Below are 18329 nucleotides of genomic sequence, written 5' to 3'. Positions count from 1 at the left end.
GGAGTTTTTTCCCAGCCTCTATCAAGCAGGACATCGTTTCCCTAAGAAGATCTTCCAGTATGTGATTGACCACCATGGTTTTAAAAATCGGGAGAGTACGATATTATACCAGCGTTGTCATTTGTTTGAACAGGTGGATTTACCCTTGCATCAACGAGATTATGAAGAACTAAGCTCTGTGTACAAGCAGCTAAAAATGGGTACAGTACATCGATTGACGAAAGATGAGATTAGCGATTTACTAGCAGCGATTACTGCTGATTGGCGCCAGATTGACCAGCAAATTGCCCAATTTAATTACTTCCTTCGCCAGCAAGCCTTGCCGCCGCAGGATATTCAGCGGATTAAGAGCAATTCGATAAACTATGCGTTGCAACGGCGCAAGACTCGTTTTATTATTCGTGATTATAAACAATTAAAAACACTGACTCTTATGAAAGCGCGTGGTCAGTTAGCGATAAAACTCCGTCAACTATCATTCTATGTACAAGTTTTCCGTGAAATTCCTACAACTAAGATAAATTGTGGACAAGCTAAGCAGATCCTGCTTGCCCATGAGACACCGATCGCTAATTCGCATTTTTTTGGAATAAAAGAAGCGAAATGTTTACTAAAATGACAAGTTTACTAAAAATAAGAATTAGTTATTTAAATCACAATATAATATACAAATGATATCAGAATGTATTTTTTTGTTAATAAAACGATAAATAAAAATGGATATTTTTTGTGTTTCATCCGTACGCATGTTACAATTTTAGTATAATTATTATAATAACATTCTGTATGGGGTGAATAGTGATGGAACAAACAATTGATCAAGGAATTGGCTACTCATTAAGCATTTTACGGGAAAATGATTATCCAAAAGTACTTTTTTGGTTAGGTGTAAAACCATTAAATTTTGAAGATTTACAGGAATTATTAAGCGACGTTTCTATTAATCGATTGATAACAATTATTAAGGATCTACAGAACAGATACCTAATTAGCCCTATTCAACAGGCGGGGTGTTTTGTTTTAACAACAGGCGGACAGGAACTTACCCGATTAGTGACCTCACTAGGCGTCTGGGGTCGTCAGCAAATGGATGAAAATGACGGGACAGACAGTGTTCAAGTAGTTTTGCCTGATTCTTCGATGGAGCAAAAGGAACTTTTAAGCTATCGGACAGCAGTTGACCAGTATCTTTAGTAAAAAAGATTGTTTTTGGTAGACAATTTGGAAGTAAAGTTCCATAATAAAAATGTATTTTTCTTAAATAATAAAGGCTTGCAAATTTTATTGCTTGGCTTATTGTTTAAGCCTCACCAAATACAGTGTTGATTATTTGTTATTTACACTTTATAAATGCTGTTATTAAGTGATAAGTAATAACTATTAATAGTAAAATAAAAACACTTATAAATAAAAAGCGTTAAACCACGAGAAGTCTGACTTCTCGTGGTTTTTTGTCAGATAACTATTTTAGGTAAAAATAATCGTATTTCTTGTAATAATTAATATAAATAGTATTATAAGGAGTGAATATTAGTGAATGAAGTTAATAACCATCTTACCTCTATTTGTTTATTAAACTTATTTCATTAATAAATCTTTTTTGTAGAGAGGAGGAAATACATTTGCATATTAATAGTGGTGATACAGCCTTTATGATGCTTTGTACCGCAATGGTTTGCTTGATGACACCTGGATTAGCATTTTTCTATGGTGGGTTAGCACGTAAACGAAGCGTCTTGTATATTATGATGCAATCATTTATTTCTATGGGGATCGTTACTTTGATTTGGGTTTACGGAGGTTTCGGTCTTGCATTTGGGAAAGATGAAGGTGGCGTAATTGGTCGTATTTCTGATTACTTTGCTCTTGTTCATGTTGGCTTGGTTCCTAATCCGGTCCATGCCGCATCAATTCCCTTTGCCTTATTTTTCTTATTCCAGTTAATGTTCTGTGTAATCACTGTTCCGTTGATTAGTGGAGCGTTTGCTGAACGTTTGAATATGAAGGGGTACATTCTCTTATTAATTTTCTGGACGTATCTAGTTTATATTCCAGTTTGTCACTGGGTATGGGGCAACGGATTCCTTGCTAAGTGGGGTTTTGTTGACTTCGCTGGGGGAACCGTTATCCATACCACTGCCGGTTTTGCGGCCTTGGCAAGTATTATTGTCCTTGGAAAGCGTAAATTAAAGCAGGCAGGAATGAAGCCAAGCAATTTAATGGCAGCAGCTATTGGGACTGGACTTCTATGGTTCGGTTGGTTTGGTTTTAACTCAGGTGGTGCCCTAAAGGCGGGCGCATTATCAACCAAGGCCTTTACTAACACCGCAATTGGTCTTGCTAGTGGAATGGTTGTATGGATTCTTTATGCTAAGTTCGTTCGTGGAAAGGTTAACTTTATTGATGTCTTAACTGGTTCAGTTGCTGGTTTGGCAACCATTACACCTTGTGCGGGATATATTAATCCGGCTTCCGCTGTCTTAGTTGGATTAGCTGCGGGGATCATTTGTAACCTTGCAGTTAGTCTTCAAGAAAAGATTGGCTGGGACGATGCGCTTGGCGTATGGGGCGTCCATGGTATTGGTGGTTTTACAGGAACAATTTTAATTGGGATTTTAGCCGACCACACTGTTAATGGTGTTGCCGCAAGTGGTCACCAATTCTTGATTCAAGCCGGTGGTGTTATTTTAGTTGCCGCTTATTCCTTTGCAATTACATTCATCTTACTTAAGATTTTAGGATCACTTACTAATATCCGTCCATCGGATGAGGTTATTGCTAAGGGACTCGATCAAACGCTGTTGAACGAAACGACATACAATATTAATTAAAACTTTTTATCTATCCACTCGTCTCAATGAAAGGAGGCGAAAATGAATTGTTAGGTTGTATATTGCTTTATGTTGGAATGGTCCTAATGAGTAACGGCTTTTACGCTGTGGAGGGCATCAAGGATAAATCAATTGTTGTAATGAACTTCTTTACTGGTGGTTTAAGTTTGATTCTTAACGTTGTTGCCCTATCATGGGGAATCATCAATGACAAGCCGGCAAGTTGGTTCTACGCAAGTGCTACAGGATTGCTATTTGCATTTACTTATCTTTATGTGGCATTTAATACGCTATGTGATTTTGATCAGCGTTTATACGGTTGGTTTAGTTTATTTGTTGCGATTAACTCAATTCCAGCCGGGATCCTTTGCTTCCAAGGCTATGGCGGTAATTGGATTTACGGTATCATCTGGTGGGCCTGGGGAATTCTTTGGTTAACGGGATTCCTAACCAACAATCTAAAAATAAATCTTGGTAAGTTTCCTGGATACTTGGGAATTATCGAAGGAATTTGTACAGCGTGGATTCCGGGATTCCTAATGCTCCTGAACTACTGGCCTAACTAAAAATTATTTTAGGTAGAGAAAGGAAGGATATACAATGAGGCTCACAAAACGTGAACAGGAAAAAATGATGATCGGTTTAGCCGGCATGATTGCTGAAAAGCGTAAGGATCGGGGCTTGAAGCTCAATCAACCAGAAGCAGTTGCTTTAATTACAAACCGCCTGTTGGAAGGTGCGCGTGACGGTAAGACTGTTGGGGACTTGGCTAACGAAGGTGCAACTTGGTTAACCAAGGATGATGTTATGGAAGGAATTCCAGAAATGATTCCAATGATCCAAGTTGAAGCAACATTCCCTGATGGTACTAAGCTAATCACTGTTACTGACCCAATCCGCTAATTATTAGCATATAAAAGGAGGAAACAAAATGGTTCCTGGAGAATACAAATTACAACCAGATAAAGTTCCATACAATGTTGGTTACGATGATATTTCACTCAAAGTAAAAAACGTTGGTGACCGTCCTGTCCAAGTTGGTTCAGAATATCACTTCTATGAAGCCAATGAACAAGGGTTACAATTCGACCGTAGTCAAGCATGGGGTAAGCACCTCGACATTCCTGCTGGGACAGCTATTCGGCTAGAAGCAGGTGAAGAGCGGACCGTTAAGCTCATTGACTTTGGTGGTAAGCGTCGGGTATTCGGCTTTAACAATAAAGTCAATGGTTGGCTTGATGTTGACAAGAAAGCCGACACGTACAATGGTTACCCGCTTGAGAAGAGTTATCCTGAAGAAAAGTAAAGAGGAGGTAAAGTTATGAGTTTTGATATGGATCACGAGCAGTTTGCCTCATTTTACGGACCAACTACTGGCGATAGTGTACGACTAGGCGATACAGACTTATTTGCCAAAGTCGAAAAAGACCTAACAGTTCACGGACAAGAAAGCCTATTCGGTGGTGGAAAAGTTCTCCGTGATGGAATGGGTGTCAGTGCTACTGAAACCCGTGCTGAAAATCCAATGGTTGCCGATACAATTATCTCTGACGCACTTATTATTGATTGGACTGGTATTTATAAGGCAGATATTGGTATTCGTGACGGTAAGATTCTAGCAATTGGTAAGGGTGGCAACCCCGATGTCATGGATAACGTTGATTTCATCGTTGGTGCAAGTACTGAAGCCATTTCTGGTGAAGGGATGATTGTTACTGCTGGTGGAATCGACTTGCATGTTCACTATATGACACCTGATCTTTCTCAAGCAGCACTAGATAATGGTATTACAACCTTATTTGGTGGTGGTACAGGAACTGCGAACGGTACTCGTTCTGCTACTTGTAACCCAGGTGCATGGTACACTCATCGGATGCTACAAGCGGTCGATAATGAACCAGTTAACTATGGTGTAATGGCTAAGGGTTCTGGAGCTCGTCCAGAATTAATCGGTGAACAAATTGAAGCCGGATGTGCTGCTATTAAGACCCACGAAGACTGGGGCGCTACTGCGGCCGGAATTGAAAACTCAATTGCTGCAGCTAACAAGTATGATGTTCAATTCGCTGTTCATACTGACTCACTGAACGAAGGTGGATTCGTTGAAAACACCATCAATGCTTTCAATGGAAATACAGTTCACACCTTCCACACTGAAGGTGCTGGTGGTGGACACGCTCCTGACATTATGGTTGTTGCTGGTCAAGATAACATTCTTCCATCATCAACAACCCCAACAAACCCATATTGTAAGAACACTCTTGATGAATTGTTCTACATGACAATGGTTTGTCACAACCTTAATCCTAAGATCCCTGATGACGTTGCCTTTGCTGAATCACGGATTCGGAAGCAAACTGAAGCTGCCGAAGACGTCCTCCAAGATATGGGTGCCCTTAGTATGATGAGTTCTGACTGTCAAGCTATGGGACGTGTCGGTGAAGTTGCTATGCGGACTTGGCAGTTAGCAAGCAAGATGAAGAATGTTCGTGGACCGCTAGAAGGCGATTCTAAGTACGATGATAACAACCGGATTAAGCGTTATGTTGCTAAGTATACAATTAATCCTGCTATCTGTAATGGTATTTCTGATTACGTTGGTTCAATCGAAGTTGGTAAGAATGCTGACTTAGTTATTTGGAATCCTCAATACTTTGGTAGCAAACCGGATATGGTTATTCAAAATGGGATGATTGTTTATGGTATTGCTGGGGACCCTAGTTCAAGTCTTCCAACCCCAGAACCCGTTCTTGAACGTTTTGAATGGGGTGAAGCAGGACGTGCTGTAAACCATACATGTGTAACCTACGTATCACAATATGCTTATGATCATGGTATTAAGGAAGAATTAGGATTAAATAAGACGGTGCTCCCTGTTCACAATACTCGGAATTTGACTAAGGCAGATATGAAGCTTAACACTTATACACCAAAGACAATCGAAATTGATCCGCAAACCTACAATGTAACAATTGATGGTAATTTAATTACTTGTGGTCCTGCAGATTCACTACCATTAACACAACGTTACTACTTGTACTAATCTAAATTAGATTTATATAGGGGATTGGGAGCCGTGCCCCAATCTCTTTTTATAAAAATTAAACAAAAAGAGGTTTTATTCTTATGGTTTTAACAGAAGTATATCGTAATGTAGATGACATTCCGAACATTGGCAGTTACCACATCGAGACCGCAATGGTTAAGAGTGATGATTTAATGAAGAATATTTTACGGGTCAAGACTGACCATGGTAATGAATACGGGATTCGTCTTGACAACGAAGATCAGATTTTGGAAAATGGTTCGGCTTTCAAGCTTGGTGATAAGAAGCTTCTTGTCTTAAGCGTAATTGCTGACGAAATGATTGAGATAACGCCTCGTGATATTAATGAAATGGGACTTGTTGCTCACTTCCTTGGCAACTTGCATAAACCAGTTCAAATCAAGGACGGTAAGATTTCATTACTACTTGACAAGGTTGTTGTTAAAATGCTCGATAAGCATGATATTAATTACGAATTGAAGAAGGTTCAATTAGATCAACCACTAGAATACCTAGATTTAACAAAGTAAGTAGGGATAAATGATGGAAAATGAATTAACTGAGAAACTAAATTATCTTGAAGTTTTCCAAATTTGTGATTCTACCTTCCCAATTGGGACTTTTAACCACTCGTTCGGGATGGAAAACTATCTGCGGACTAACGTGATTAAGAAAGCTCCTGAATTTCGGATCTGGCTCGAAAATTATTATCGTTCACAATTCAGATTTGGTGAAGGTCTTCTTGTAAAACTTTGCTATGAAGCAATTGAAGATAACGATTTTAGTAAGCTGATTGATTACGATGACCAAATTACCAAATCAACCTTAGCGATTGAAACGCGGAATGGGACTAAGCTAATTGCACACCAAATGATTATTTTGATTCAAAAAATCTATGGTGATAAGGTGCCCCACCTTAACGACTATGCGCAAGCGATTGAAGATGGTAAGGCGTATGGCAACCCAGCAATTGTCTTTGCAATCTTTGCTCATTACAAGAAGCTGCCATTAATGGACGCGTTTTTAATGTATGGGTATAGTGTTGCCTCAACCTTAGTCTTAAATGCTGTGCGAGCAGTTCCGGTTGGTCAGCGTGAAGGACAAGTTATTTTAAATGATCTAATTAAGCTGTTAAAGCCAATCTATAAACGAGTAATGAAACTCGATGCGTCATACTTAGGTGCTAATGCGCCTGGTCTTGAAATGGCTCAAATTAATCACGAAACACAAGAATCACGGTTGTTCATGTCTTAATTATTTTGAAGGGAAGTTAAAAATTATGAAACGTGCAGTAAGAATTGGTGTCGGTGGCCCAGTTGGTTCAGGTAAAACTCAATTAATTGAACGACTTACCCGTCGAATTCATGATGACTATAATATGGCGGTTATTACCAATGATATTTATACGAAGTGGGATGCTGAATATATGGCTAAAAATTCGGTTCTTGATGAAGACCGGATTATCGGTGTTGAAACTGGTGGATGCCCGCACACTGCTATTCGTGAAGATGCTTCAATGAATATGGCAGCTGTTGAAGAACTAGAGAAGCGGTTTAACAATGACCTTGATCTTATTTTCATTGAAAGTGGTGGTGATAACTTAGCTGCTACTTTCAGTCCAGAATTAGTTGACTTCTCAATCTACATTATTGATGTTGCTGAAGGTGAAAAGATTCCACGGAAAGCCGGACAAGGAATGATCAAGTCAGATCTCTTTATCATTAATAAGACTGACCTTGCAAAGTACGTTGGTGCCGACCTTGACCGGATGAAGAAGGATTCTGAAAAATTCCGGAATGATGGGAACTTCCTCTTTACTAACCTTAAAAAGGATGAAGGGTTAGACGGTGTTGTCGACTGGTTGAAGAAGGACGTATTGCTTGAGGATTTGGAAGATGAAAAGTAAAGATTATGATGGCACGATTGATCTTCAATTTACCAATAAGAATGGCCGTAACTTCGCTAAGCGGACATTTCGTAAGGGAAATTCCTGGTTATCGTTTTGCCAACCAAATAAAGATAACATCCCATATTACTTCCTTATAACGACTGGGGGAGGATATGTTGAAGGTGAAAAATATCATCACCAAATAAACCTTGATGATGATAGTCACGCAATTGTTACAACTCAATCGCCTACTTATGTTTATAAGTGTGAACATGGTAAAACGACGACCCAAGAAGATGATATTCACTTGGGCAAGAATGCAATTTTAGAGTTTTATCAAGATGAAACAATTCCATATAAAGATGCGCGTTATCATCAAAAGACATCAATTGAAATGGAAAAGGGTGCTAAGTTAATCTTAACTGATGGTCTTTCTAAGGGATGGTCACCAGATGACGCCCCCTTCCAATATGATGAAGTAGGTCTGCAAACTAAGATTAACTACGATGGTCATTTGGTTTACAACGACTACTTGCTAGTTGATCCTGAAAGCGACCCAATGCAAGAAATAGGTTACTTTGAAGGAAAACTTAACTTTAACTCGGTAGTAATTATTGATGAAAATATTACGCAAGATACAGTTGAGGAAATGCGGAAGTACTTGGATCAATTTGATGTTGATATCCATTATGGAATTTCGTTGCTAGAAGAAGACGGGATGGTTTTCCGGCTTTTAAGCAACAGTGCATTTGAAAATCATAAATTAATGTGGAAGTTTATTAGCTATTACCGTGAAAGGATTCTTCACTTTGCTGAACTTAACTTACGGAAGAGTGAACACCTTGAGCGGGAACAAGCTTAATTCGAGGAACGGTAAATGAATATTATTGTTACTGACTTACTTGCGGCCGGTGTTGGTGCATTTTTTGGCGGTGGCTTACGCAGTCTGCTTGCTGATGTACTTAACTATGATTATAACCATTACCGGTGGGGCACAATTATGGCGAATTTAATTGGTTCGTTATTGATTGGTGTATTTGCGGGGATGGTAACGAGTGATGAATTACGAAATACTATGAATGTTTTATTAGCAACCGGCTTTTGTGGCGGATTGACAACCTTTTCTACTTTCTCGCTAGAAACTTTGAAATACTTCAAATATGGTAAAAAGCTATTAGCTTGGACTTACTGGGTTGGTAGTGTGATTGCATGTATTTGTTGTGTTTACTTAGGATTATGGTTCCACTCATGGTTGTAGAAAGGGGCAAATAAAATGACAAATGGTTTAAAATTGCTCGTTATTGGTTGCGGCTGTTTCTTTGGTGGGGTACTTCGCTATGCCTGTGAAATGATTTCAGATAGATGGCTTAACCCACCGTTTGCAGACCCGCTGGCTGTTTTAATTGTTAATGCTGTTGGGTGTTTTATTATTGGATTATTCACCGGATGGGCATTAAAGAAGATCGTACCAAAGACTGGCATACGATTATTACCACTGGTTTTTGTGGTGGATTAACTACTTTTTCATCTTTTGCGCAGGGAGTCACCGTATTATTCCTCGCTGGACACGTCTGGGTTGGAATTTTCTATATTCTTGCTGACATGTTATTAGGCTTATTTGCAGTCTATGCTGGTCTCTTCTTAGTAATGGGAAAGGACCTTGGAAAAGAGTTATTAAAATAATCGTAGTTAATTAAGGAGTGGAGTTTAGTGCATATTCCAGATAATTATTTGAGTCCGGCAACTTGTGCTGTTATGTTTGCAGTTGCTGCACCGGTTGTTGCGGTCTCAGCTAAAAAAGTAAAGGTACAGCTTAAAGAACATCGAGAGCTTGCGCCAATGCTCGGAATTGCTGCATCGTTATCATTTTTGATGATGATGTTTAACGTTCCAGTACCAGGCGGGACAAGTGCCCACGCGGTTGGAGGTACGCTGCTTGCAATCCTGATTGGACCGTATGCCGCCAGCATTGCGGTCACAGTTGCACTAATTCTTCAGGCTTTCTTATTTGGCGATGGCGGTATTCTTGCCTTAGGGGCAAATATTTTTAATATGGCAATTATCATGCCGTTTACTGGTTATTGGATTTATAATTTTTTGCGTAAGCACCACCATCCAAGTCTTGGCGCGATTATTGGTTCTTATTGCGGAATCAATTTAGCTGCCTTGCTGGCTGGATTTGAGTTGGGGATTCAACCGTTGATTGCGCATACGGCGAATGGGGCGCCGTTGTATAATCCTTATCCGTTAGCAGTAACAATTCCGGCAATGGCATTTGCTCACTTAGCAGTTGCTGGCTGGATTGAGGCATTTTTTACCTACGTTGTTTACTCCTTTGTAAAGCGGGTTGCGCCTAATGAAATTTATAACAACAATCGTCAACAGGAAGTAAAAAAGGGTTCGATTAAATATTTGGTATATGTAATTATTGGTTTAGCAGTCCTTTCGCCAATTGGTTTGCTTGCTAGCGGAACTGCTTTTGGTGAGTGGGATAAAGCTGAATTACTCCAGCGTTTGAAGGTCGAACATGTTGCAAGTTCGGTTCCAGCGGGAATGAGCCATGGTTTTAACTACACCGCTTTATTTGGTGATTATGCCATTCCCGGAACAAGTTTGCCAATCGGCTACATTTTAAGCGCAGTTACAGCGATTCTAATTTTCTTCTTAATAAGTAAGGTGCTGATGGCAATCTATGGTTCAACAAACAAAGCCACAAATAAGTAGCAAAACTGAAACTAAACCAGCAGAAAAACTCCCTGTTTGGTTAATGAACCCGGAGCGACACCAGGTACAGCTAACCAAAGGGCGCTTAGTTCAAGATAATTTAAGTAAGTTTGCGACATTAGTTGCCTTTCTTACCCGTGTAACGCCAGTTTATACTGCTAAAAATTCACCGTGGGTACGGATCATTGAGTTAATTGGTTTAACGATTTTAATTGTTTTATCATCACAGGTTTTATTTTTATGGCTAATTTTAATTCTTATGTTAGTTCACCTGGTTATTTTGCCTGGTTCTGTAATAATCACAATTAGCAAGAAATTATTTAAATTAATGGTAGTTTCGCTAATCGTGCTGCTGCCGAGTTTATTATTGCAGGCGAATAACATTGGCTTATTTTTAGCTCGGGTTGCACTCATCATGTTAAATATTTCCATATTTTTGAGTATTACCTCTTGGCCTCAATTTATTCAGGGGCTCGAACAACTACATTTGCCTAGTGTCATAATTTTAACCCTTGATATTACAATGAAATATGTTTATACCCTTGGTGTTTATATCCAAGAATTATTAAGCAGTATTAAATTACGGACGTTTGGTCAACACGTAAATCGGCGTGTTTTAGGTGTTATTATTGGACAGGTTTATCTGTCGGCCAAAAAAAGAACCAGCGATCTTTACCAAGCAATGTTATTACGAGGGTATAATAGCAATAATGTTGCTAGCTGGAAGCTCAGCTGGAATAAATATGATTTGATTAGTATGGGAGAATTGTTATTTGCAGTTGTTGCATACTTCTTAACACGAGGAGTGGTTACATGATTAACATCGCTAATGGCGCTTATACTTATGGGACGCAAACTGGTTTTCATGATGTCAATATTAATATTAATCGTGGGGATTCAGTGTGTATTATGGGGCCAAATGGTTCTGGAAAGTCTACGTTGTTAAAGACAATTGTCGGTCTCTTTAGTCTGGAAAATGGTAAGTATACTTTTAATGACCAGGTTATCGATAAGAAGTTCCTAAAAGATTCAACTAAAACTGGTCCATTTTATCAAAAATTTGGCTTTGTTTTTCAGAATAGCGAGATTCAGTTATTTAATACAAGTGTGGCTGATGAGGTTGCTTTTGGCCCGCAACATCTGGGTCTTCCCCAACATGAGATTGATCAACGAGTAAATGATTGCTTAAAGTTATTGAAAATTGAACGGTTGCGAGACCGGGTTCCCTATCATCTTTCTGGTGGGGAACAAAAGCTGGTTGCCATTGCTAGTGTTTTAACAATGAACCCTGATATTATAATATTAGATGAGCCGTTTAATGGATTATCTCCCAAATATCGAACATTAATTTCACAAATAGTCAGTCAATTGCATAGTGCAGGGAAAACAATCATTATTTCTAGCCACCATTTTAACCAGATTAGGTCATTAGTGGATCGAGTTTACGTCTTTTCTGAGGATCATACGATTACGCGGGAAATAACGTCTGACCAGCTAGAAGAAATGCCCCAATTTGTTGATTATTTGGATAATTTATAGAGTATTAAGATGTTTGCTTATTAGTAATAAAACGAGTGTTAATCGACAGGATGAAACTGCCGTTAGCACTCGTTTTATTTTAAATAAATTTATATCCGAATCCCCGAACGGTCAGTAAGTGCGCTGGGTGTTGAGAATCATCTTCAAGTTTATCACGGAGGTGGCTGATATGGATGTCAACAATACGTGATGTATCCAGAATATCATACCCCCAAACACCATTGACGAGTTGGTCACGGCTGAGAACTTGTCCGCGATGGTCGACTAAGTAAGAAAGTAATTGAAATTCTTTTGGTGTAAGGTCAATTGTCACCCCGTTTTTGGTAACTGTGTAATCTTTTTGACTGATCTTCCAAGTACCAGCAGTTGTTACTCCCTTTTCGTTGACTGGATCTGGCGATGATAAAGGATGAAGCTGGGGATAATGATATGTCCATAATCGTTGCTCAATTAGCGGACGAAAAACGGCCGGAGTGATTGGTAACGGGATAATATCATCGACTTGGGCCCGGTATAGTTTACGTTGAATGCGATCAGTCAGGTGAGGAACAAAGACAGTAATTGGCCCTTGAATCTGTTGGCGGATAAGAATCATTGTTGCAATCGTCGTATCAAGGCTTACCTCGGTCATGTCCCACCAGATACCACTGATCTTTTGCTTTTCTAAAGCTACGACTAAGCCAGTTGGTGTTGTTACAAGGTCGTAGTTCCAATGAGCTTTTTTACAGATATTTTGTAATTGATCGACCAAGTCATCACGCTGACTCATTATCAAAAATTTGTTAGTCATAAAAATACTCCAAAATTTACATAACCTTTACATTGCAAAGATTAAAAATTTACATCGACTTGTTATTCTCTATTTGTACCATACGGAATATCCGAAAACAACTAATAAACAGGTAGGGAAGCAGTAATGAAAAAAACGATTTTTAGTATTGCTCTGATTGCAATTATTTGTTGGCTGGGGGGATCGTGGGTTCTCGCAAAGAAACAGCCGGCCCAAAGTAAAATCACAATTGTCGGCTCAACAGCCTTGCAACCATTAGCGGAAGCAGTTGCTAATAATTACCGTCACCACCATCCTAACACAAGTATCATTGTTCAAGGAGGCGGGTCGGGGACCGGATTAAGTCAAGTTCAGGCAGGAGCAGTTAACATTGGTTCTGCAGACATATTTGCCGACCAGCAAGACGGGATCAATGCTAATAAATTAGATGATAATATTGTTGCCGTTTCAGGAATTGTTCCAGTTGTTAACCGCGACTTAGGAGTAACAAACTTAACCATGGATCAATTACAGCAAATATTTACGGGTAAAATCACTAATTGGCAAGAAGTGGGTGGACCAGATTTGCCAATAACAGTTGTTAATCGTGCCCATGGGAGCGGAACCCGCGTTGCATTTGAACAATCAGTATTGGAGCCGGGGATGCATGCGATTAATGCACAAGAACAAGACTCGAATGGAACTGTTAAGGAAATTATCAAAAATACACCGGGAGCAATTAGTTATATTGCGTTTGCTTATTTGAATGATCAGGTCCAAGCAGTAAGCCTTGATGGGGTTAAACCAACAGCTGCCAATGTTACCACGAATAAGTGGCAATTATGGTCATATGAACATATGTATACCCAAAAACACCCGTCCGCTGCGACAAGTGCTTTTATTAAGTATATGCAAAGTGAGCAGGTGCAAAAATCACTCGTAACCGAAGCACACTATATTAGTATCCATGATATGAAAGTTGAAAAAACGCCAAGTGGAAAAGTAATTGAGAGGAAATAACATGGAAGATTTACGACAACGATTAACGAAACCGTCTGCGGAAAGCAAGCAGGAAGTTTCGGGGAAAATAGTGAGTTATCTTGCAATTGGCCTAATTGGCGGATTAGTAGGGACAATCCTTATTTTCCTTACAATTAAGGGAGTCGCCCTCTTTACGGGGAACCACTATTCACTATGGAATTTCTTAACGGGGATTGACTGGCGGCCAAGTCACCACCTCTTTGGTGCGTTGCCGATGATTGCTACATCTTTTAGCGTCACTTTGCTTTCCGGAATTGTTGCCCTGCCTTTAGCATTAGTGGTGGCGATTGCGATTACTGAAATTTTACCATCCACAGCATATAAATTTCTTCAACCAGTAATTGAATTGTTAGTCGGCATCCCCTCTGTTGTATATGGTTACGTTGGCTTAACCTTGATTGTCCCCTTCCTCCGTCGATTTTTTGGCGGAACCGGATTTGGGATTCTGGCAGCAACTTGCGTCCTTTTCTTAATGATTCTCCCAACGATGACATCAATGACGATTGATAGCTTCAAGGCAGTACCAAAACAATATCGCAATGCTTCCGCTGGATTAGGGGCAACGCGTTGGCAAACTATTTCCCGGGTAATTATTCCAAGCGCCAAAAGCGGAATATTAACCGCAATGGTATTTGGAATGGCGCGGGCCTTTGGAGAGGCATTGGCGGTCCAAATGGTAATCGGTAATACAACGGTAATGCCGACTGGATTGATGCACTCTGCGGCAACTTTAACGAGTGTGTTAACAACAGGGATTGGTAATACAGTGATGGGAACGATTTCCAATAATGCCTTATGGTCCCTGGCACTAATTTTATTAGTGATGTCATTGGCATTTAACTTATTAATGCGACTTGCAAGCAAGAAAGGAGTAAAATAATGCGTCCAGAAAGAGTCGATCGGGTTGCGACTATTATTATTTTGACCTTAACGGGTCTGGTTGGGATCATTTTACTGGCTTTATTAGCTTATTTGTTATTATCAGGGATTCCCCATATTTCATGGCACTTTTTAACCTCGAGCGCAGAGTCATTTAAGAGTGGCGGGGGAATTCGTGACCAGCTCTTTAATTCGTTATACTTAGTAGTTTTGACTTTGCTTGTTTCAATTCCGCTTGCCTTATGTGCTGCAATATATCTCAGTGAATATGCGCCGGACAACAAGTGGACGAACTTTTTGCGGTTAGCAATCGAGGTCCTAAGTTCTTTACCGTCAGTAGTAGTTGGTTTATTTGGTTATTTAGTATTTGTCTTGCAATGGGGGTTAGACTTTTCCCTGCTAGCAGGAGCGCTTGCCTTGACTATCTTAAATTTACCGATTTTGACCCGTGCTTGTGAGGATGCCTTGCGTCAAGTTCCGTATTTGCAGCGTCAAGCGGGATTAGGGCTGGGGATGTCTAAATGGCGAGTTACAACCAAGATTGTGTTGCCAGCAGCGCTACCAGGGATTATTACTGGTGCGATTTTGAGCGCGGGACGAATTTTTGGTGAAGCAGCAGCACTGATTTATACGGCTGGCCAGAGTTCACCGGCCATTAGTTATACTGATTGGAACCCATTTAGTCCAACCAGCTTTTTGAATCCAATGCGACCAGCGGAAACCCTAGCAGTTCATATTTGGAAAGTTAATAGTGAAGGCTTAGTGCCAGATGCCCGGGCAGTGTCTAACGGTTCTGTCGCAGTATTGATTTTAACAATCTTGATTTTTAATTTGCTTGCCAGATACATTGGTTACTTAATTAAGCGACGACTAGCAAAGTGAGGATAAAATTATGCAAAATTCAATCGCACTTGAAGTAAAAAACTTAGAGGTCTTATACGGTGAGAAACATGTTGTGCATAATGTTTCGATGAAATTTCCCGCGAATAAGATTACAGCAATGATTGGGGCTTCCGGATCAGGAAAATCGACTTTGTTACGAAGCCTTAACCGAATGAATGATGATTTAGCGACTGTTCATGGGGAAATCAATTTCCATGACTTAAATATTAATCAACCTAAAGTAAACGTTTATCGCATTCGGCAGCAAATTGGGATGGTGTTTCAACAACCAACGCCTTTTCCGCTCTCAATCTATGAAAATGTCATTTATGGCCTTCGCCTTGCGGGGGTAAAAGACCGCCAAATACTTGACCAACGGGTTGAAGAAAGTCTCCGTCAAGCTGCCTTATGGGATGAAGTAAAAGACCAGTTAAAAGAAAGTGCCTTAGCCCTTTCCGGTGGTCAGCAACAACGGCTTTGTATCGCGCGGACATTAGCTGTTCAACCAGAAATTATTTTAATGGATGAACCAACGAGTGCCCTTGATCCAGTTTCAACTTCGCAAATTGAGGAGACTTTAGTACAATTAAAAGAGAAATTTACTATTATAATGGTAACCCATAACATGCAACAGGCATCCCGGTCTGCTGATTGGACCGCCTTTATGCATCAAGGGAACTTAATTGAATTTAATCAGACCGCGGATGTCTTTATGAATCCACGAGAACAACAAACAGCCGATTATCTTAGCGGTAAATTTGGTTAGGAGGATAACGATGGGAGCAATTTTTGATGATGAACTAAAACGCCTACGTAGCCACTTCATGGAAATGGGAATCGACGCAAGCGAACAGATTTATCAAGCAACAAAAGCTTTTACGGATCATGATGCTAAGCTTGCTGACCAAGTCTTGAATACGGATATGAAAATCAACGATGAAGAAATTCATCTTGAAAAGCAGGCTCTTAAATTAATGGCATTGCAAAACCCGGTTGCAACAGATTTTCGTAAGATTATCAGCATCTTAAAAGCTAGTACAGATATTGAACGGCTCGGTGATTACTCAACGCATATTGCGCGAGCAGCCATCACGCTGAGTAAGTTTGAACATCATGAAGAAATTGAACAGCCAATTGAGCAAATGATGATGATCGTGCGAAAAATGCTTGAACGAATCTTAGATGCCTATGTATATACGGACGAACAAGTCGCTTATGAAGTCGCCAATGACGACTTAAAAGTAGATTTAATTTACGTTAAACTTCAAAAAGAAATTATGAAAGCCCTTGTTAAGGGGGGCGAAGACGTCAAAGCCTATGAGAGCTACTTAGCGGTTCTTCGCAATCTTGAACGGGCAGGTGACCACATTGTTAATTTAGCAGAATGGATTATTTACAGTGCGTCTGGAAAACTAGTAGAATTAAATCCAGGAAAAGCAGATCCAACGTTAGTTCGTCGCAAATTAGATGAAGGTCAGAAGTAAAAGAGGTAATTAAGGTTGAATAAGGTACAGGAAACATTCTTATTTCAGGACAAGATAAATAATGATGTGAAAAAAGCGTGGTTAGCAAACGTTCTTGCCCATCACTTACTAGTTGTAGGACAAACAGGCAGCGGCAAGACAACAACGACGCTTTCGCTCCTAAACCAACTACAGCACCTTAATCAGACAACAATTGTTTTTGATCCAACCGGCGAATACGCACAACTACCAAACGCCATCACCTATCAACTCGGAGCTAATGCTTATCTTGAAGCTGGAACATTATCGGCACATGAGCTTCAAGAAGTTCTCCAGCTTCATTTACCGGTTCAGTTACGTAATAAATTAGTCCAGGCAATCACCGCTTTACGTGTTCAACATAACATTCTCGAGCAAGATGGGGTTTATAAAAAATGTGGACAAGCAATAACTGATTACCAACAAAAGCTGGCACAGCTAGCTGCGTGGACAACGGACTATCAGCCACAAGAATTATTTAATCAATTAATTGAAGAGTTTGTCATCCCATACGACGATCAACGGGCTGATTATCACTTATTGGGGCAGCGGTATGATCGACAGGCGATTGCTAGAAATTGGGATAGCTTGACAACGATTCGTGAGCGTCTTGCTAGTACCATGTTTGCAACGATTTTTGATTCGTATGAGCATCCTGGAGTTTTTAAGACAGAGTTAAGCTTTGTCTTAAAAATGTTCCTAAATCATCGCAGCACACATCGAACGTTAGTAATTGACCTTTCTGTGTTAAAAGATTATGAAGAGAGCCAACGAGTATTAATTTCATTTTTGATGAAAAAGATTTTACGCCTGCGTCTGCAAAGACCACAAAATATTCCAGTTAATATCGTAATTGATGAAGCACATCGCTACTTACCACAAAATGAGGAAAAATTGGCGGATAATGGTATCTTTCAAGTGTTACGCGAAGGACGTAAAGTCCACTTGAAAGTGTTGTTAACGACCCAATCCCCGCTTGACCTCCCCGCTCGTTTGCGATCCCAATTTAGTAATGCCGTTATTCATCGATTGATTGATGATGATGAAATGCGGAGTTTAGGAATTATTGACTTTCCAGAAACAATAAAAAATTTAGACATTGGGAAAGCTTATTTAAAAATGGGGGATAAGCTAGCTAGCGTGAGGGTGGAAGAACCGAATTGGTGGAAATAAAAAGCAATCTCAGCGAAAGAAAAGGTGAGATTGCTTTTTATAAATTAGAAAGTTA

23 protein-coding genes and 1 pseudogene are annotated in these 18329 nt (G+C 39.8%); 23 read left to right on the top strand and 1 reads right to left on the bottom strand.

The window, feature by feature from the left end; all coding sequences use genetic code 11:
• The 17 genes and pseudogenes from DTK66_RS10300 to DTK66_RS10225 all read left to right on the top strand — a co-directional run.
• Positions 1 to 619: pseudogene (locus DTK66_RS10300) on the top strand (hypothetical protein); the annotation flags it as partial.
• Positions 620 to 801: 182 nt separating this feature from the next.
• On the top strand, positions 802 to 1194 hold the full coding sequence (locus tag DTK66_RS10295) for a hypothetical protein (protein ID WP_225209081.1): 393 nt from the start codon (positions 802 to 804) through the stop codon (positions 1192 to 1194).
• 458 nt (positions 1195 to 1652) lie between these two features.
• Entirely contained in the window at positions 1653 to 2831 is a 1179-nt protein-coding gene (locus DTK66_RS10290; protein WP_225209084.1) for an ammonium transporter, read from the top strand.
• Between the two features lie 47 nt (positions 2832 to 2878).
• The gene (locus DTK66_RS10285) at positions 2879 to 3397 is read left to right on the top strand and encodes an AmiS/UreI family transporter (protein WP_191668617.1); all 519 of its coding nucleotides are present in this window, start codon (positions 2879 to 2881) and stop codon (positions 3395 to 3397) included.
• Between the two features lie 34 nt (positions 3398 to 3431).
• Positions 3432 to 3734 (top strand): urease subunit gamma, encoded by a 303-nt coding sequence (locus DTK66_RS10280; protein ID WP_191668612.1) that lies wholly within the window; start codon positions 3432 to 3434, stop codon positions 3732 to 3734.
• A gap of 28 nt (positions 3735 to 3762) precedes the next feature.
• The gene (locus DTK66_RS10275; RefSeq protein WP_035154118.1) at positions 3763 to 4137 is read left to right on the top strand and encodes an urease subunit beta; all 375 of its coding nucleotides are present in this window, start codon (positions 3763 to 3765) and stop codon (positions 4135 to 4137) included.
• Positions 4138 to 4152: 15 nt separating this feature from the next.
• Positions 4153 to 5874: an urease subunit alpha gene (gene ureC, locus DTK66_RS10270; RefSeq protein ID WP_191668611.1), complete on the top strand. Its 1722-nt coding sequence runs from the start codon at positions 4153 to 4155 to the stop codon at positions 5872 to 5874.
• A gap of 83 nt (positions 5875 to 5957) precedes the next feature.
• On the top strand, positions 5958 to 6407 hold the full coding sequence (locus tag DTK66_RS10265; RefSeq protein WP_153709831.1) for an urease accessory protein UreE: 450 nt from the start codon (positions 5958 to 5960) through the stop codon (positions 6405 to 6407).
• Between the two features lie 13 nt (positions 6408 to 6420).
• Positions 6421 to 7131, top strand: coding sequence for an urease accessory protein UreF (locus tag DTK66_RS10260; RefSeq protein ID WP_191668616.1), 711 nt, complete (start codon positions 6421 to 6423; stop codon positions 7129 to 7131).
• A 22-nt stretch (positions 7132 to 7153) separates the two neighbouring features.
• Positions 7154 to 7783: an urease accessory protein UreG gene (gene ureG, locus DTK66_RS10255; RefSeq protein WP_438268346.1), complete on the top strand. Its 630-nt coding sequence runs from the start codon at positions 7154 to 7156 to the stop codon at positions 7781 to 7783.
• Complete coding sequence (locus DTK66_RS10250) at positions 7773 to 8627, top strand: urease accessory protein UreD (RefSeq protein ID WP_191668609.1); 855 nt, start codon at positions 7773 to 7775, stop codon at positions 8625 to 8627. The genes ureG and DTK66_RS10250 overlap by 11 nt, the downstream gene beginning before the upstream one ends.
• A gap of 15 nt (positions 8628 to 8642) precedes the next feature.
• Complete coding sequence (locus DTK66_RS10245) at positions 8643 to 9023, top strand: fluoride efflux transporter FluC (protein WP_191668608.1); 381 nt, start codon at positions 8643 to 8645, stop codon at positions 9021 to 9023.
• A 90-nt stretch (positions 9024 to 9113) separates the two neighbouring features.
• Positions 9114 to 9281, top strand: a complete 168-nt coding sequence (locus DTK66_RS11055) for a hypothetical protein (protein WP_225209079.1) — start codon at positions 9114 to 9116, stop codon at positions 9279 to 9281.
• Positions 9212 to 9448, top strand: coding sequence for a fluoride efflux transporter FluC (locus tag DTK66_RS11050; protein WP_225209083.1), 237 nt, complete (start codon positions 9212 to 9214; stop codon positions 9446 to 9448). Before DTK66_RS11055 ends, DTK66_RS11050 begins: the two co-directional genes overlap by 70 nt.
• A 27-nt stretch (positions 9449 to 9475) precedes the next feature.
• Positions 9476 to 10489: a cobalt transporter CbiM gene (gene cbiM / locus DTK66_RS10235; protein WP_191668607.1), complete on the top strand. Its 1014-nt coding sequence runs from the start codon at positions 9476 to 9478 to the stop codon at positions 10487 to 10489.
• Positions 10458 to 11306: an energy-coupling factor transporter transmembrane component T gene (locus DTK66_RS10230; protein ID WP_191668606.1), complete on the top strand. Its 849-nt coding sequence runs from the start codon at positions 10458 to 10460 to the stop codon at positions 11304 to 11306. Before cbiM ends, DTK66_RS10230 begins: the two co-directional genes overlap by 32 nt.
• Positions 11303 to 12028 carry an energy-coupling factor ABC transporter ATP-binding protein gene (locus DTK66_RS10225; RefSeq protein WP_191668605.1) on the top strand — a complete coding sequence of 242 codons (726 nt, stop codon included), beginning with the start codon at positions 11303 to 11305 and terminating at the stop codon, positions 12026 to 12028. Before DTK66_RS10230 ends, DTK66_RS10225 begins: the two co-directional genes overlap by 4 nt.
• 79 nt (positions 12029 to 12107) lie before the next feature.
• On the opposite strand, the gene DTK66_RS10220 is transcribed toward DTK66_RS10225, so the two are convergent.
• On the bottom strand, positions 12108 to 12818 hold the full coding sequence (locus DTK66_RS10220; RefSeq protein WP_191668604.1) for a winged helix-turn-helix domain-containing protein: 711 nt from the start codon (positions 12816 to 12818) through the stop codon (positions 12108 to 12110).
• Between the two features lie 126 nt (positions 12819 to 12944).
• Here DTK66_RS10220 and DTK66_RS10215 point away from each other — a divergent pair, with 126 nt between their 5' ends.
• From DTK66_RS10215 to DTK66_RS10190, 6 genes are read left to right on the top strand one after another with little or no spacing between them, the layout of a single operon-like run.
• Entirely contained in the window at positions 12945 to 13817 is an 873-nt protein-coding gene (locus DTK66_RS10215; RefSeq protein WP_191668603.1) for a phosphate ABC transporter substrate-binding protein, read from the top strand.
• A 1-nt stretch (position 13818) separates the two neighbouring features.
• Positions 13819 to 14718, top strand: coding sequence for a phosphate ABC transporter permease subunit PstC (gene pstC / locus DTK66_RS10210; protein WP_191668602.1), 900 nt, complete (start codon positions 13819 to 13821; stop codon positions 14716 to 14718).
• Positions 14718 to 15599 (top strand): phosphate ABC transporter permease PstA, encoded by an 882-nt coding sequence (gene pstA, locus DTK66_RS10205; protein ID WP_191668601.1) that lies wholly within the window; start codon positions 14718 to 14720, stop codon positions 15597 to 15599. The genes pstC and pstA overlap by 1 nt, the downstream gene beginning before the upstream one ends.
• 10 nt (positions 15600 to 15609) lie before the next feature.
• The gene (pstB, locus tag DTK66_RS10200; RefSeq protein ID WP_191668600.1) at positions 15610 to 16365 is read left to right on the top strand and encodes a phosphate ABC transporter ATP-binding protein PstB; all 756 of its coding nucleotides are present in this window, start codon (positions 15610 to 15612) and stop codon (positions 16363 to 16365) included.
• A gap of 10 nt (positions 16366 to 16375) precedes the next feature.
• A complete protein-coding gene (phoU, locus tag DTK66_RS10195; protein ID WP_191668599.1) occupies positions 16376 to 17083 on the top strand; it encodes a phosphate signaling complex protein PhoU in 708 nt (235 codons plus the stop codon).
• Between the two features lie 15 nt (positions 17084 to 17098).
• Positions 17099 to 18274, top strand: coding sequence for an ATP-binding protein (locus DTK66_RS10190; RefSeq protein ID WP_225209078.1), 1176 nt, complete (start codon positions 17099 to 17101; stop codon positions 18272 to 18274).
• The last annotated feature ends 55 nt before the right edge of the window (positions 18275 to 18329 follow it).

Origin of the sequence: Limosilactobacillus walteri, assembly GCF_014830205.1 — a bacterium.
Classification (GTDB): Bacteria; Bacillota; Bacilli; order Lactobacillales; family Lactobacillaceae; genus Limosilactobacillus; species Limosilactobacillus walteri.
This window is presented reverse-complemented; position numbering and strand designations above follow the sequence as displayed.

What these genes read in the sequence shown, in the direction of transcription:
- DTK66_RS10295 (WP_225209081.1), top strand. Translation starts at nt 802, where the DNA reads ATGGAACAAACAATTGATCAAGGAATTGGCTACTCATTAAGCATTTTA.
- DTK66_RS10290 (WP_225209084.1), top strand. Translation starts at nt 1,653, where the DNA reads ATGATGCTTTGTACCGCAATGGTTTGCTTGATGACACCTGGATTAGCA.
- DTK66_RS10280 (WP_191668612.1), top strand. Translation starts at nt 3,432, where the DNA reads ATGAGGCTCACAAAACGTGAACAGGAAAAAATGATGATCGGTTTAGCC.
- DTK66_RS10275 (WP_035154118.1), top strand. Translation starts at nt 3,763, where the DNA reads ATGGTTCCTGGAGAATACAAATTACAACCAGATAAAGTTCCATACAAT.
- ureC (WP_191668611.1), top strand. Translation starts at nt 4,153, where the DNA reads ATGAGTTTTGATATGGATCACGAGCAGTTTGCCTCATTTTACGGACCA.
- DTK66_RS10265 (WP_153709831.1), top strand. Translation starts at nt 5,958, where the DNA reads ATGGTTTTAACAGAAGTATATCGTAATGTAGATGACATTCCGAACATT.
- DTK66_RS10260 (WP_191668616.1), top strand. Translation starts at nt 6,421, where the DNA reads ATGGAAAATGAATTAACTGAGAAACTAAATTATCTTGAAGTTTTCCAA.
- DTK66_RS10250 (WP_191668609.1), top strand. Translation starts at nt 7,773, where the DNA reads ATGAAAAGTAAAGATTATGATGGCACGATTGATCTTCAATTTACCAAT.
- DTK66_RS10245 (WP_191668608.1), top strand. Translation starts at nt 8,643, where the DNA reads ATGAATATTATTGTTACTGACTTACTTGCGGCCGGTGTTGGTGCATTT.
- DTK66_RS11055 (WP_225209079.1), top strand. Translation starts at nt 9,114, where the DNA reads ATGATTTCAGATAGATGGCTTAACCCACCGTTTGCAGACCCGCTGGCT.
- DTK66_RS11050 (WP_225209083.1), top strand. Translation starts at nt 9,212, where the DNA reads ATGGGCATTAAAGAAGATCGTACCAAAGACTGGCATACGATTATTACC.
- DTK66_RS10230 (WP_191668606.1), top strand. Translation starts at nt 10,458, where the DNA reads ATGGTTCAACAAACAAAGCCACAAATAAGTAGCAAAACTGAAACTAAA.
- DTK66_RS10225 (WP_191668605.1), top strand. Translation starts at nt 11,303, where the DNA reads ATGATTAACATCGCTAATGGCGCTTATACTTATGGGACGCAAACTGGT.
- DTK66_RS10220 (WP_191668604.1), bottom strand. Translation starts at nt 12,818, where the DNA reads ATGACTAACAAATTTTTGATAATGAGTCAGCGTGATGACTTGGTCGAT.
- DTK66_RS10215 (WP_191668603.1), top strand. Translation starts at nt 12,945, where the DNA reads ATGAAAAAAACGATTTTTAGTATTGCTCTGATTGCAATTATTTGTTGG.
- pstC (WP_191668602.1), top strand. Translation starts at nt 13,819, where the DNA reads ATGGAAGATTTACGACAACGATTAACGAAACCGTCTGCGGAAAGCAAG.
- pstA (WP_191668601.1), top strand. Translation starts at nt 14,718, where the DNA reads ATGCGTCCAGAAAGAGTCGATCGGGTTGCGACTATTATTATTTTGACC.
- pstB (WP_191668600.1), top strand. Translation starts at nt 15,610, where the DNA reads ATGCAAAATTCAATCGCACTTGAAGTAAAAAACTTAGAGGTCTTATAC.
- phoU (WP_191668599.1), top strand. Translation starts at nt 16,376, where the DNA reads ATGGGAGCAATTTTTGATGATGAACTAAAACGCCTACGTAGCCACTTC.